Annotated in this window: 10 protein-coding genes; 8 read left to right on the top strand and 2 right to left on the bottom strand. The window is 57.7% G+C overall.

Features of this window, described 5'->3' with window-relative positions; all coding sequences use genetic code 11:
- Window positions 1–60 precede the first annotated feature (60 nt).
- Window positions 61–654 carry a YhgN family NAAT transporter gene (locus tag ACOTYB_RS13025; protein ID WP_421765819.1) on the bottom strand — a complete coding sequence of 198 codons (594 nt, stop codon included), beginning with the start codon at window positions 652–654 and terminating at the stop codon, window positions 61–63.
- Window positions 655–832: 178 nt separating this feature from the next.
- Between ACOTYB_RS13025 and asd the strand changes: the two genes are divergently transcribed.
- The 6 genes from asd to glgP all read left to right on the top strand — a co-directional run bounded on the left by asd (window position 833) and on the right by glgP (window position 11,544).
- Entirely contained in the window at window positions 833–1,936 is a 1,104-nt protein-coding gene (gene asd / locus ACOTYB_RS13020; protein ID WP_409248871.1) for an aspartate-semialdehyde dehydrogenase, read from the top strand.
- A gap of 239 nt (window positions 1,937–2,175) precedes the next feature.
- The gene (gene glgB / locus ACOTYB_RS13015) at window positions 2,176–4,362 is read left to right on the top strand and encodes a 1,4-alpha-glucan branching enzyme (protein ID WP_023314968.1); all 2,187 of its coding nucleotides are present in this window, start codon (window positions 2,176–2,178) and stop codon (window positions 4,360–4,362) included.
- Window positions 4,359–6,332, top strand: a complete 1,974-nt coding sequence (gene glgX, locus ACOTYB_RS13010; protein WP_409248870.1) for a glycogen debranching protein GlgX — start codon at window positions 4,359–4,361, stop codon at window positions 6,330–6,332. The genes glgB and glgX overlap by 4 nt, the downstream gene beginning before the upstream one ends.
- 17 nt (window positions 6,333–6,349) lie before the next feature.
- Window positions 6,350–7,645 carry a glucose-1-phosphate adenylyltransferase gene (gene glgC, locus ACOTYB_RS13005; protein WP_003861582.1) on the top strand — a complete coding sequence of 432 codons (1,296 nt, stop codon included), beginning with the start codon at window positions 6,350–6,352 and terminating at the stop codon, window positions 7,643–7,645.
- Window positions 7,645–9,078 carry a glycogen synthase GlgA gene (gene glgA / locus ACOTYB_RS13000; RefSeq protein ID WP_003861584.1) on the top strand — a complete coding sequence of 478 codons (1,434 nt, stop codon included), beginning with the start codon at window positions 7,645–7,647 and terminating at the stop codon, window positions 9,076–9,078. The genes glgC and glgA overlap by 1 nt, the downstream gene beginning before the upstream one ends.
- Before the next feature lie 18 nt (window positions 9,079–9,096).
- Window positions 9,097–11,544 carry a glycogen phosphorylase gene (glgP, locus tag ACOTYB_RS12995; RefSeq protein ID WP_023314966.1) on the top strand — a complete coding sequence of 816 codons (2,448 nt, stop codon included), beginning with the start codon at window positions 9,097–9,099 and terminating at the stop codon, window positions 11,542–11,544.
- An 87-nt stretch (window positions 11,545–11,631) separates the two neighbouring features.
- On the opposite strand, the gene glpD is transcribed toward glgP, so the two are convergent.
- Window positions 11,632–13,140, bottom strand: coding sequence for a glycerol-3-phosphate dehydrogenase (gene glpD, locus ACOTYB_RS12990; protein ID WP_023314965.1), 1,509 nt, complete (start codon window positions 13,138–13,140; stop codon window positions 11,632–11,634).
- 254 nt (window positions 13,141–13,394) lie between these two features.
- On the opposite strand from glpD, the gene glpE reads away from it, so the two are divergent.
- Complete coding sequence (glpE, locus tag ACOTYB_RS12985) at window positions 13,395–13,727, top strand: thiosulfate sulfurtransferase GlpE (protein ID WP_003861590.1); 333 nt, start codon at window positions 13,395–13,397, stop codon at window positions 13,725–13,727.
- A gap of 47 nt (window positions 13,728–13,774) precedes the next feature.
- Window positions 13,775–14,605: a rhomboid family intramembrane serine protease GlpG gene (gene glpG / locus ACOTYB_RS12980; protein ID WP_003861592.1), complete on the top strand. Its 831-nt coding sequence runs from the start codon at window positions 13,775–13,777 to the stop codon at window positions 14,603–14,605.

Here is a 14,605-nt window from a genome sequence, read left to right as displayed (position 1 = left end):
CCACGGGGAGAGGGAGCAAACACTAATAACGGCAATCAAGGATTGCCGTTTTGCTTTTACCTATCCTTTCATCCACGCTCGGATCCCGTCCAGGAACATCTGCGTTGCCATCATCACCAGAATCAGCCCCATCAGGCGCTCCAGCGCGTTCACCCCTTTCTCACCCAGCAGGCGCAGGAACAGCGACGACTGCAACAGGATAATAAACGTCCCGCCCCAGGCGATCAGCAGGGCAATCACCAGATGGCTCATCTGATTCAGATACTGATTCGACAGCAGCATCAGCGTGGCCAGAATCGTTGGCCCGGCGACCAGCGGAATCGCCAGCGGCACGATAAACGGCTCTTCACCCGCAGGCAGGCCGCTGCTGCTGCCCTCCGCGCTCGGGAAAATCATCTTAATGGCAATCAGGAACAAAATGATCCCGCCGGAAATGGAGACCGTTTCGGCGCGTAAGTTCAGGAAAGCGAGAATTTTTTCACCGGCGAACAGGAAGATAAACATCACCAGCAGGGCGATGAGCAGCTCGCGGATCATGATCGCCCGACGGCGCTTCGGCTCGGTGTGCTTCAGCACCGACATGAAGATCGGCAGATTACCGAGCGGATCCATAATCAGGATCAATAAAACCGCTGCGGAAATGATTTCACTCATCTTAAATTATCCCTGATACTTATTGTGGTCATTGCGATGATTAGCACTTTTTCTGATTGCCGGGCAATCATCGATTAATTTCGCTTGCGACTTTGGCAGCATTTTGTAATGTGAAGCATATCCCAGTTCAATACTGGCTTGCACAATCAGCACACACCCCTTGCAGGAAAAAAATGCTATGAAAAACGTTGGTTTTATCGGCTGGCGCGGTATGGTCGGCTCTGTACTCATGCAACGCATGGTTGAAGAGCGCGATTTCGACGCCATCCGCCCGGTCTTCTTCTCCACTTCCCAGCTCGGCCAGGCTGCACCGTCCTTTGGGGGTACCACAGGCACGTTGCAGGATGCTTACGACCTGGAGGCGCTGAAGGCACTCGACATTATTGTGACCTGCCAGGGCGGCGATTATACCAACGAAATCTATCCGAAGCTGCGTGAAAGCGGCTGGCAGGGCTACTGGATTGACGCGGCCTCTTCGCTTCGCATGAAAGACGATGCCATCATTATTCTCGACCCGGTTAACCAGGGCGTCATCACCAACGGCCTGAACAACGGCGTGAAAACCTTTGTTGGCGGTAACTGCACCGTCAGCCTGATGCTGATGTCTCTCGGCGGTCTGTTCGCACAGGATCTGGTGGAGTGGGTCTCCGTGGCGACCTACCAGGCGGCGTCCGGCGGTGGCGCGCGTCATATGCGCGAGCTGCTGACCCAGATGGGCCAGCTGCACCAGAGCGTCGCTGCCGAGCTGGCAGACCCGGCGTCCGCGATCCTCGATATCGAGCATAAAGTCACTCAGCTCACCCGCAGCGGCGAGCTGCCGGTGGATAACTTCGGCGTACCGCTGGCCGGCGGCCTGATCCCGTGGATAGACAAACAGCTGGATAACGGCCAGACCCGCGAAGAGTGGAAGGGCCAGGCTGAGACCAACAAAATCCTCGGCACCGCGAACACCATTCCGGTTGACGGTCTGTGCGTGCGTATCGGCGCGCTGCGCTGCCACAGCCAGGCCTTCACCATTAAACTGAAAAAAGATGTGTCTATTCCGACCGTGGAAGAGCTGCTGGCCGCGCATAACCCGTGGGCGAAAGTGGTGCCAAACGATCGCGATATCACCATGCGCGAACTGACCCCGGCAGCCGTCACCGGCACGCTGACCACCCCGGTTGGCCGCCTGCGCAAGCTGAACATGGGGCCTGAGTACCTCTCCGCGTTCACCGTTGGCGACCAGCTTCTGTGGGGTGCCGCCGAGCCGCTGCGCCGCATGCTGCGCCAGCTGGCGTAATAATTTGTTAAACACGGGGGGTGATTGTCACCCCCTTTTTTTGCGTACTACATGGAGTAAAACGCAGATGTCTTATTTTTTATCAGGAGGACCCACGACGTTGGCTATGCTTTAAGGAAGATTTATTTCTCACCTGAGGGTAGGGCGGAGCAGAGAGGATTAACTGCACCGTTTAGGTCACATTAAAAGTCGTCCCGGAGCGCGTAAAAAGGGCGACATAAAAAAACAGGATGAATACCATGTCCGATCGTATTTCGAGAGACGTGATTAATGCGCTTATTGCGGGTCACTTTGCCGACCCCTTTTCTGTGCTAGGGATGCACCGTACAGAGGCCGGACTGGAAGTTCGTGCGCTGTTACCGGATGCAACAGAAGTGTGGGTTATCGAACCCAAAACCGGCCGCAAGGTGGGTAATCTGGAATGCCTCGACTCGCGTGGCTTCTTCTCGGGCGTCATGCCCCGCCGTAAAAATCCTTTTCGTTATCAGCTTGCCGTTATCTGGCACGGTCAGCAAAACCTGATTGACGATCCCTATAGCTTCGGCCCGCTTTTAAAAGAGATGGACGCCTGGCTGCTGTCCGAAGGGACCCATTTACGCCCTTACGAAACGCTGGGTGCCCATGCGGATACCATGGACGGTATCACCGGCACGCGTTTTGCCGTATGGGCGCCAAACGCCCAGCGCGTCTCCGTTGTCGGGCAGTTCAACTACTGGGACGGTCGTCGTCACCCCATGCGCCTGCGCCGGGAAACCGGCATCTGGGAGCTGTTTATCCCCGGTGCGCACAACGGTCAGCTCTACAAATTCGAGATGATCGATGCCAACGGCAAGCTGCGCATTAAATCTGACCCGTACGCCTTTGAGGCCGAACTGCGCCCGAATACCGCCTCGCTGATTTGCGGCCTGCCGGAGAAGGTTGTCCAGACGGAAGAGCGCAAGCAGGCTAACCGCTTTGATGCGCCGATCTCCGTCTATGAAGTGCATCTCGGCTCGTGGCGTCGCCACACCGATAACAACTTCTGGCTGAGCTATCGCGAGCTGGCGGACCAGCTGGTGCCGTACGCCAAATGGATGGGCTTTACGCACCTGGAACTGCTGCCGATCAACGAGCACCCGTTCGACGGCAGCTGGGGCTATCAGCCAACCGGGCTGTATGCGCCTACGCGCCGCTTCGGCACGCGCGATGACTTCCGCTATTTCATCGATGCCGCGCACGCCGCCGGGCTGAACGTGATCCTCGACTGGGTGCCGGGCCACTTCCCGTCGGATGATTTTGCGCTGGCAGAGTTCGACGGCACAAAGCTTTACGAGCACAGCGACCCGCGCGAAGGCTATCACCAGGACTGGAACACGCTGATCTACAACTACGGTCGCCGTGAAGTATCGAACTACCTGGTCGGGAACGCGCTGTACTGGATCGAGCGTTTCGGCATTGATGCCCTGCGCGTCGATGCGGTGGCGTCGATGATTTACCGCGACTACAGCCGCAAAGAGGGTGAGTGGATCCCGAACGAGTATGGCGGGCGTGAAAACCTCGAAGCGATTGAGTTTCTGCGCAACACCAACCGCATCATCGGGGAGCAGGTGGAAGGTGCCGTGACCATGGCGGAAGAGTCCACCGACTTCCCGGGCGTTTCCCGTCCACCGTCAATGGGCGGACTGGGCTTCTGGTACAAGTGGAACCTCGGCTGGATGCACGACACGCTCGACTACATGAAGCTCGACCCGGTTTATCGTCAGTATCACCACGATAAGCTCACTTTCGGGCTGCTCTACAACTACACCGAAAACTTCATGCTGCCGCTGTCGCACGATGAAGTGGTGCACGGCAAGAAATCCATTCTCGACCGCATGCCGGGGGACGCGTGGCAGAAGTTTGCCAACCTGCGCGCCTACTACGGCTGGATGTTCGCCTTCCCGGGCAAAAAGCTGCTGTTTATGGGCAACGAATTTGCGCAGGGGCGCGAATGGAACCACGATACCAGCCTTGACTGGCATCTGCTGGAAGGCGCGGACAACTGGCACCACGGCGTACAGCGTCTGGTCCGCGACCTGAACCTGACCTATCGCCACCACAAAGCGCTGCACGAGCTGGACTTCGACCCGTACGGCTTTGAGTGGCTGGTGGTGGACGACCACGAGCGCTCGGTGTTTGTCTTTGCGCGCCGCGACAAGGCGGGTAACGAGATCATCGTCGCCAGCAACTTCACGCCAGTGCCGCGTGAACACTACCGCTTCGGCATTAACCAGCCGGGCAAATGGCGCGAAATTCTCAATACCGACTCCATGCATTACCACGGCAGCAATGCGGGTAACGGCGGGCTGGTGCAGAGCGATGCCATTGAAAGCCATGGCCGTCCGAACTCCCTGAGCCTGACACTGCCGCCGCTTGGCACAATCTGGCTGGTGCGGGAGGGAGAATGACGCAGCTTACGGCAGGTAAACCCGAACCGCTCGGGGCGAGTTTTGACGGAAAGGGAGTGAACTTTACGCTCTTTTCCGCCCATGCGGAGCGGGTGGAACTCTGTGTGTTTGACGGGGAAGGTAACGAGCACCGTTACGATTTACCGGCGCGCACGGGGGATACCTGGCATGGCTACCTGGCCGGAGGACGGCCGGGGATGCACTACGGTTTTCGCGTAAACGGCCCCTGGGAGCCCTCTCAGGGGCACTGGTTTAACCCGGCGAAGCTGCTGATTGACCCGTGTGCGCACCGGGTGGACGGTGAGTTTAAAGATGACCCGCTGTTCCACGTTGGCTACGGCGAACCTGACCACCGCGACAGCGCGCCCGTCGCGCCCAAAAGCGTGGTGGTGCACGATCTCTACGACTGGGAAGACGATGCCCCGCCGCGTACGCCTTGGGGCAACACCGTTATTTATGAAGCCCACGTTAAAGGGCTGACGTATCTGCACCCGTCAATTCCCAAAGAGATGCGCGGCACCTACAAAGCGCTTGGGCATCCGACGATGGTCGCGTACCTGAAGCACTTAGGGATCACCGCGCTGGAGCTGTTGCCCGTGGCGCATTTCGCCAGCGAGCCGCGGCTACAGCGTCTCGGGTTAAGCAACTACTGGGGCTACAACCCGCTGGCGTTGTTCGCCCTCGATCCGCGTTATGCGGTGAATCCTGAGAAGGCGCGGGATGAGTTTCGCGATGCGGTGAAGGCGCTTCACGCGGCGGGTATCGAGGTCATTCTGGACGTGGTGTTGAACCACAGTGCGGAAAGCGATCTTGACGGCCCGACGCTCTCACAGCGCGGAATCGATAACCGTAGCTATTATTGGATCAGGGACGACGGCGATTACGAGAACTGGACCGGGTGCGGTAACACCCTCAACCTCAGTCATCCGGCCGTTACGCATTACGCGTACGAGTGCCTGAAATACTGGGTTGAGACGTTCCACGTGGATGGTTTTCGCTTCGACCTGGCGCCAGTGATGGGGCGCACCCCGGCGTTCAGCCAGCAGGCGCCGCTGTTTGAGGCCATCAAAAACTGCCCGGTGCTTTCAAAGGTGAAGCTGATTGCGGAGCCCTGGGACATCGGCGAGGGCGGTTATCAGGTGGGGAACTTCCCGCCGCTGTTTGCCGAGTGGAACGACCACTTCCGCGATGCCGTCCGCCGCTTCTGGCTGACGCGCGATCTGTCGCTGGGGGAGTTTGCCGGTCGCTTTGCCGGCTCCAGCGATCTCTTTAAGCGTGACGGCAAACGTCCGTCGGCCACCATTAACCTGGTGACGGCGCACGACGGTTTTACGCTGCGCGACTGCGTTTGTTTCAATCAGAAACACAATGAGGCAAACGGCGAGGAGAATCGCGATGGGACTAACAATAACCATAGCTTTAACCATGGTATAGAAGGGTTAGGCGGAAGTCTGGATGTGATCGAGCGGCGACGCGCCAGCGTTCATGCGCTGCTGACGACGCTTTTGTTGTCGCAGGGCACGCCGATGCTGCTGGCGGGCGATGAGCACGGCCACAGCCAGCACGGCAACAACAACGCCTATTGCCAGGACAACACCCTGACCTGGCTCGACTGGGGAGAAGCGAACAGCGGGCTGACCCATTTCACCGCGGCGCTGATCCATCTTCGCCAGCGCATCCCCGCGCTCACCGCCGACCGCTGGTGGGAAGAGGGCGACGGCAACGTTCGCTGGCTGAATAAAGACGCGCAACCGTTAAGCGCGCAAGAGTGGCAACACGGCATACCCTGTCTGCAAATCCTGCTTTCGGATGCGTGGCTGGTGACGCTGAACGCGACGGATGACGTCGCAGAGATTGTTTTACCTGACGGGGAGTGGCGAGCCATTCCTCCCTTTGCCGGAGCGGATAATCCGGTTGTTATGGCTGTCTGGCACGGGCCTGCGCACGGAGTGTGCGTATTCCAAAGATGATAAAAAAGGAGTTAGTCATGGTTAGATTAGAGAAGAACGATCCGTTAATGTTGGCGCGCCAGCTACCATTAAAAACAGTTGCCCTGATACTCGCGGGCGGGCGTGGTACCCGTCTGAAAGATTTGACCATCAAGCGCGCTAAACCGGCCGTTCACTTTGGTGGTAAGTTCCGTATTATCGATTTTGCACTGTCAAACTGCCTGAACTCAGGCATTCGTCGTATTGGCGTCATTACCCAGTATCAGTCGCACACGCTGGTGCAGCACATTCAGCGCGGCTGGTCATTCTTCAGCGAAGAGATGAACGAGTTTGTCGATCTGCTCCCGGCGCAGCAGCGCGTTCACGGGGAGAACTGGTACCGCGGCACGGCGGATGCCGTGACCCAGAACCTCGACATCATTCGCCGCTACAACGCGGAATACATCGTTATCCTCGCCGGGGACCACATCTACAAGCAAGATTACTCCCACATGCTGATCGACCACGTCGAAAAAGGGGCGCGCTGCACCGTGGCGTGCCTGCCGGTGCCTGTTGCGGAAGCAACCGCGTTTGGCGTGATGCATGTAGATGGCGACGACAAGATTATCGACTTTGTCGAAAAACCGGCGAACCCGCCAACCATGCCGGGAGATGACACCAAATCGCTCGCCAGCATGGGGATCTATGTCTTTGACGCCGATTATCTTTATGAACTGCTGGAAGAGGACGACAAAGACGAGAACTCCAGTCACGACTTCGGCAAAGACATTATCCCGAAAATTACCAAAGCTGGCATGGCGTATGCACATCCTTTCCCGCTGTCCTGCGTGCAGTCCGATCCGAATGCGGAACCTTACTGGCGCGATGTGGGAACGCTGGAAGCGTACTGGAAAGCCAACCTCGATCTTGCGTCCGTCACGCCTGAGCTGGATATGTACGACCAGAACTGGCCGATTCGCACCCATATGGAATCGCTGCCGCCGGCGAAGTTCGTCCAGGACCGCTCCGGCAGCCACGGTATGACGCTCAACTCGCTGGTCTCTGGCGGGTGCATTATCTCCGGTTCGGTGGTGGTGCAGTCCGTGCTGTTCCCGCGCGTGCGTATAAACTCATTCTGTAATATCGATTCGGCAGTCCTGCTGCCGGATGTCTGGGTAGGGCGCTCATGTCGTCTGCGTCGCTGCGTTATCGACCGTGCCTGCGTCATTCCCGAAGGGATGGTGATTGGGGAAAACGCGGAAGAAGATGCGCGTCGTTTCTACCGTTCGGAAGAGGGGATCGTGTTAGTAACACGGGAAATGTTGCGGAAGCTGCAAATCAAACAGGAGCGATGATGCAGGTTTTACACGTATGTTCTGAGATGTTCCCGTTGTTAAAAACGGGCGGACTGGCGGATGTTCTTGGTGCACTACCGGCGGCGCAAATTGCCGGAGGGGTGGATACCCGCGTGTTGTTGCCCGCTTTTCCGGATATCCGGCGTGGTATTCCCGATGCAAAGGTTGTTACCCGTCGCGAGACCTTCGCGGGACGTATCACCCTGCTGTTTGGACATTACAATGGCACAGGGATTTACCTGATTGATGCCCCGCATTTATACGATCGACCCGGCAGCCCGTATCACGATACCAACCTGTACGCCTATACCGATAACGTGCTGCGCTTTGCCCTGCTCGGCTGGGTGGGGGCGGAGATGGCCGTCGGGCTGGATCCGTTCTGGCGTCCGAACGTGGTGCACGCGCACGACTGGCACGCGGGGCTGGCTCCTGCGTATCTGGCGGCGAAGGGGCACCCGGCCAAATCGGTGTTTACGGTGCACAACCTGGCGTATCAGGGCATGTATTACGCGCATCATATGAATGACATCGATCTGCCATGGTCGTTCTTTAACATGCACGGGCTGGAGTTTAACGGACAGATTTCTTTCCTGAAGGCGGGTCTGTACTACGCCGACCATATCACGGCGGTCAGCCCAACCTACGCGCGTGAAATTACCCAGCCGGAGTTCGGTTACGGTATGGAAGGGCTGCTGCAACAGCGCCACCGTGAAGGTCGTCTGTCGGGCATTCTGAACGGCGTAGATGAACAGATCTGGAATCCGGAAACGGACCTCCTGCTGGCGGCGCGCTATGGACGCGACTCCGTGGAGGACAAAGCGGAGAACAAGCGCCAGCTACAGATTGCGATGGGGCTGAAGGTCAACGACAAGGTACCGCTGTTTGCGGTGGTCAGCCGCCTGACCAGCCAGAAAGGGCTGGATCTGGTGCTGGAAGCGCTGCCGGGATTACTGGAGCAAGGTGGGCAACTGGCGCTGCTCGGCGCGGGCGACCCGGTATTGCAGGAAGGTTTCCTTGCGGCCGCGGCGGAACATCCGGGGCAGGTGGGCGTGCAGATTGGCTATCACGAAGCGTTCTCGCACCGCATCATGGGCGGCGCGGACGTGATTCTGGTGCCGAGCCGTTTCGAGCCCTGCGGCCTGACGCAGCTCTATGGTCTGAAATACGGTACGTTGCCGCTGGTACGCCGCACGGGCGGGCTGGCGGATACGGTGTCTGACAGCTCCCTGGAAAACCTGGCGGATGGTATCGCCAGCGGGTTTGTTTTCGAGGACAGTAATGCCTGGTCGCTGCTTCGGGCGATCCGGCGTGCTTTCGTCTTGTGGTCCCGTCCATCCCTGTGGCGTTACGTACAACGTCAGGCGATGTCCATGGACTTTGGCTGGCACGTTGCGGCGCAGTCCTACCGCGACCTTTATCAACGCTTGATGTAACGAGGCGAAGTTACTGATATGAATGCTCCATTTAGCTACTCTTCCCCCACGCTCAGCGTTGAGGCGTTGAAACACTCCATCGCCTATAAGCTGATGTTTACCATTGGGAAAGATCCCGTTATTGCCAACAAACATGAGTGGCTGAACGCCACGCTGTTTGCGGTGCGCGACCGCATGGTCGAACGCTGGCTGCGCTCCAACCGCGCCCAGCTTTCGCAGGAGACGCGACAGGTGTATTACCTGTCGATGGAGTTTCTGATTGGTCGCACCCTCTCCAATGCGCTGTTATCGCTCGGGATTTATGACGACGTCAAAAACGCACTGGAAGAGATGGGGCTGGATTTAGAAGAGCTGATTGACGAAGAGAACGACCCGGGGCTGGGTAACGGTGGTCTCGGGCGTCTTGCCGCCTGCTTCCTCGATTCACTGGCGACGCTGGCGCTGCCGGGGCGCGGCTACGGTATTCGCTACGACTACGGCATGTTCAAGCAGAACATCGTGGATGGCCGTCAGAAAGAGTCCCCGGACTACTGGCTGGAGTACGGTAACCCGTGGGAGTTCAAGCGCCACAACACGCGCTACAAGGTGCGTTTTGGCGGGCGTATTCAGCAGGAAGGTAAAAAATCCCGCTGGGTGGAAACCGAGGAGATCCTGGCCGTGGCCTACGACCAGATCATCCCCGGCTACGACACCGATGCGACCAATACGCTGCGCCTGTGGAACGCGCAGGCCAGTAGCGAGATCAACCTGGGTAAATTCAACCAGGGCGACTACTTCGCGGCGGTGGAAGATAAAAACCATTCTGAGAACGTGTCCCGCGTCCTGTATCCGGATGACTCGACCTACTCAGGCCGCGAGCTGCGCCTGCGTCAGGAGTATTTCCTCGTCTCGGCAACGATTCAGGATATCCTTAGCCGTCACTATCAGCTGCACAAAACCTATGCGAATCTGGCGGAAAAAACCGCTATTCACCTCAACGATACCCATCCGGTGCTGTCGATCCCTGAGCTGATGCGCCTACTGATTGACGAGCATAAGTTCAGCTGGGATGACGCGTTTGAAGTAACCTGCCAGGTGTTCTCGTACACCAACCATACGCTGATGAGTGAAGCGCTGGAGACGTGGCCGGTGGATATGCTCGGCAAAATTCTGCCGCGCCATCTGCAAATCATCTTCGAGATCAACGACTACTTCCTCAAGACCTTGCAGGAGCAGTACCCGAACGATACCGGTCTGCTGAGCCGCGCCTCGATCATTGATGAATCCAACGGGCGTCGCGTACGCATGGCCTGGCTGGCGGTGGTGATCAGCCACAAGGTCAACGGCGTATCAGAGCTGCATTCGAACCTGATGGTGCAGTCGCTGTTTGCGGACTTCGCGAAGATCTTCCCGACGCGTTTCTGCAACGTGACCAACGGCGTCACCCCGCGCCGCTGGCTGGCGCTGGCGAACCAGCCGCTCTCCGACGTTCTGGATGAGAACATTGGCCGCACCTGGCGCACCGATTTGAGCCAGCTGAGCGAGCTTGAGCAGCACATCGATTTCCCGACGGTGAACAAAGCGGTACGGGAAGCCAAGCTGCTGAACAAGAAGCGTCTGGCGGTCTGGCTGGCGATGCATCTGAACGTGGTGGCGAACCCGAAAGCGCTGTTCGACGTGCAGATCAAACGTATCCACGAGTACAAGCGTCAGCTGATGAATGTCCTGCACGTCATTACCCACTACAACCGCATTAAGGCTGACCCGACGGCGGAGTGGGTGCCGCGTGTGAAAATCTTTGCCGGTAAGGCGGCCTCCGCGTATTACATGGCGAAGCACATCATTCATCTCATCAACGATGTGGCGAAGGTGGTGAACCACGATCCGGACATTGGCGATAAGCTGAAGGTAGTGTTTATCCCGAACTACAGCGTGAGCCTGGCGCAGCTGATCATTCCGGCGGCGGATCTCTCTGAGCAGATTTCCACGGCGGGGACGGAAGCATCCGGCACCAGCAACATGAAGTTTGCCCTGAACGGCGCGCTGACTATCGGCACGCTGGACGGCGCAAATGTCGAAATGCTGGAGCATGTGGGCGCGGAGAATATCTTTATCTTCGGGAATACGGCGGAAGAGGTGGAGGCGCTGCGCAAGCAGGGCTACTCGCCGCGTGAGTATTATGAAGAGGATGAAGAGTTACGCCAGGTGCTGACGCAAATCGCCACCGGAGTGTTTAACCCTGAGGAGCCTGGACGCTATCGTGACCTGGTGGACTCGCTGATTAACTTTGGCGATCACTATCAGGTGCTGGCGGATTACCGCAGCTACGTGGATTGTCAGGATAAGGTGGACGAACTGTACCGTCAGCAGGAGAAGTGGACCAGCACCGCGATGCATAACATCGCCAACATGGGCTACTTCTCGTCAGACAGGACCATCAAAGAGTATGCCGAGAATATCTGGCATATTGATCCGGTGCGGTTGTAAAAACAAAGCCCGGTGGCGCTGCGCTTACCGGGCCTACGGGATCGAGTAGGCCGGGTAAGGCGGAGCCGACACCCGGCTTTTTTTCAATTACGACGCCAGCGACAATTCACGCTTTCCCGCATGTTGCGCCAGCCACTGCGCCACTCGAGACTGCTGCTCGGCATTCAGCCACATCCCTTCTTTAGTACGACGCCAGATGGCATCGTCCAGACGGCGCACCCACTCGTGTTCCACCAGGTAGCGCAGCTCGGCTTCGTATAGCTCATGGCCAAAATGCTCGCCCAGATCGGCAATCTCTTTCGCGTCGCCGAGGAACAGTTCGGTGTTGCTGCCGTAGGTGCGGGCGTAGTGGCGCGCCATGCCTTCGGTAATGAACGGGAAGCGGCGACGCAGCTTCGCGGCGTAATCGTCGCGGTTATCGCCGATATCGCCGCCAGGCAGCACGGCGCCTTTCGTCCACGCCGGGCCGATGCCTTTGTAATACGGCGCCAGTTTCTCCAGCGCGTGCTCCGCCAGTTTACGGTAGGTGGTGAGCTTACCGCCAAACACGGAGAGCAGAGGCGCCTGACCGTCAACGTCGTGAATATCAAGCGTATAGTCACGGGTGATGGCCTGCGGTGAGTCAGACTCGTCATCACACAGCGGACGCACGCCGGAGTAGGTCCAGACCACGTCATCGCGCGCCAGCTGTTTCTTAAAGTGCGCGTTGTACACTTTCAACAGGTAGCTGACTTCACTCTCATCGATCTCAACGTTTTTCGGATCGCCTTTGTACTCCACGTCGGTGGTGCCGATGATGGAGAACTCGTCCATCCACGGGATCACAAACACAATGCGCTTGTCTTCATTTTGCAGGATATAAGCCTGTTTCTGGGTATGCACGCGCGGCACCACGATGTGGCTGCCCTTAATCAGGCGGATGCCGTACGGTGAAGGCAGGTGCATGCCGTCGTCGAAGAACTGTTTCACCCACGGGCCGGTGGCATTCACCAGGCCGCGCGCTTTCCAGCTAAACTTCTCGCCGGTATCCACGTCTTCCGCTTCCACAATCCACAGGCCGTTTTCGCGGCGTGCGGCGGTGGCGCGGGTGCGGGTTTTCACCTCGCCGCCTTTCTTCTCGACCATCTGCGCGTTAGCCAGTACCAGACGCGCATCGTCCACCCAGCAGTCGGAATATTCGAAACCGCGCACGATTTCAGGCTTAAGGACCGATTCTGAGCCAAAACGCAAACCGGTTGAACCCGGCAGGCTGGTGCGTTTACCCAGATGATCGTACATAAACAGACCGATGCGGATCATCCACGCCGGACGCAGATGCGGGCGATGGGGCAGGCGGAAGCGCATCGGGATCGCCAGATGCGGGGCCATTTTCAGCAGCACTTCGCGTTCGGCCAGCGCTTCGCTGACCAGGCGGAATTCGTAGTGTTCCAGATAGCGCAGGCCACCGTGGATCAGCTTGGAGCTGGCGGACGACGTCGCGCAGGCGAGATCGTTAGCTTCCAGCATCAGCACGGATAAACCGCGTCCTGCGGCATCAACCGCAATACCGGCACCGTTGATGCCACCGCCTATCACAATCAGATCTTTGGTTTCCATAACACCCTCATGCACTTTCGTTAAAGCTCAAAAATGTTCGATATCGCTCATAATAGCAAAGGAACGCGCTTTTGGTAACATCAAAAAAACAATTTAGAGTGATATGGATAACATAATGGCGTTTACCCGCCGCCAGGACGTACACTACGGGGTAAAATCGTGCGGTCTGATGCCCTCACCCCAGCCCTCTCCCTCCGGGAGAGGGTAGGGTGAGGGGAAAACCGCACCACACCTGAATATAAGATGAGAACACCATGGATCAGTTTGAATGTATTAACGTAGAAGAAGCCCACCAGAAGATGCACCAGGGAAAAGCGGTGCTGGTGGATATCCGCGATCCGCAGAGCTTTGCGATGGGCCACACGCCGGGCGCGTTCCATCTCACCAACGACACGCTGGGCGCGTTTATGCGCGATAACGACTTCGATACCCCGGTGATGGTGATGTGCTATCACGGCAACAGCAGTAAAGGCGCGGCGCAGTATCTGCTCCAGCAGGGTTACGAGGCGGTATACAGCGTCGATGGCGGCTTCGATGCCTGGCATCGTCATTTCCCGGCAGAAGTTGAATACGCGTTTGAGCGCTGATCCCGTTATACTGTCCCCTTTTGTGTGGAAATAAGCGACCGCTGCCCATGTTGATGATCACCTCTTTTAGCAACCCGCGCGTCGCCCAGGCGTTTGTCGACTATATGGCGACGCAGGGCATTATCCTGACTATTCAGCAGCATACACAGACGGATGTCTGGCTGGCAGACGAAAGCCAGGCTGGGCGCGTGAACGCCGAGCTGGCGCGTTTCCTGGAAAACCCGGGCGACCCGCGTTATCTGGCGGCAAGCTGGCAATCTGGCCAGACCGGCAGTGGCCTGCACTATCAACGTTTTCCGTTTCTCGCCACCCTCCGCGAGCGCGCAGGACCGTTTACGCTGCTTTTAATGGTAGCCTGCATCATCGTCTTCATTATTATGAGCGTGGTGGGTGACCAGAGCGTGATGATTGCCCTCGCATGGCCGTACGATCCCTCCCTGCAATTTGACGTCTGGCGCTACTTCACGCATGCGCTGATGCACTTCTCGGTGATGCATATCCTCTTTAACCTGCTGTGGTGGTGGTATCTCGGCGGGGCGGTGGAGAAGCGGCTCGGCAGCGGCAAGCTGATTGTGATCACCCTTATCAGCGCCCTGTTAAGCGGCTACGTGCAGCATAAATTCAGCGGTCCATGGTTTGGCGGGTTATCCGGCGTGGTGTACGCCCTGATGGGTTACGCCTGGCTCAGAGGCGAGCGCGACCCGGATAGCGGCATCTATTTACAACGTGGATTAATAACCTTTGCGTTAATATGGCTTATTGCCGGATGGTTTGATCTGTTTGGTATGTCTATCGCCAATGGTGCGCACGTTACCGGCCTGGCGGTCGGGCTGGCGATGGCGTTGGCCGATACGCTCCATGCGCGAAAGCGAACATAA

The organism is Enterobacter cloacae complex sp. IR5450 (assembly GCF_049238665.1).
GTDB lineage: Bacteria > Pseudomonadota > Gammaproteobacteria > Enterobacterales > Enterobacteriaceae > Enterobacter > Enterobacter hormaechei_C.
Note: the sequence above shows the minus strand (reverse complement) of the source record. Positions and strands in the feature narration are given on the sequence as shown.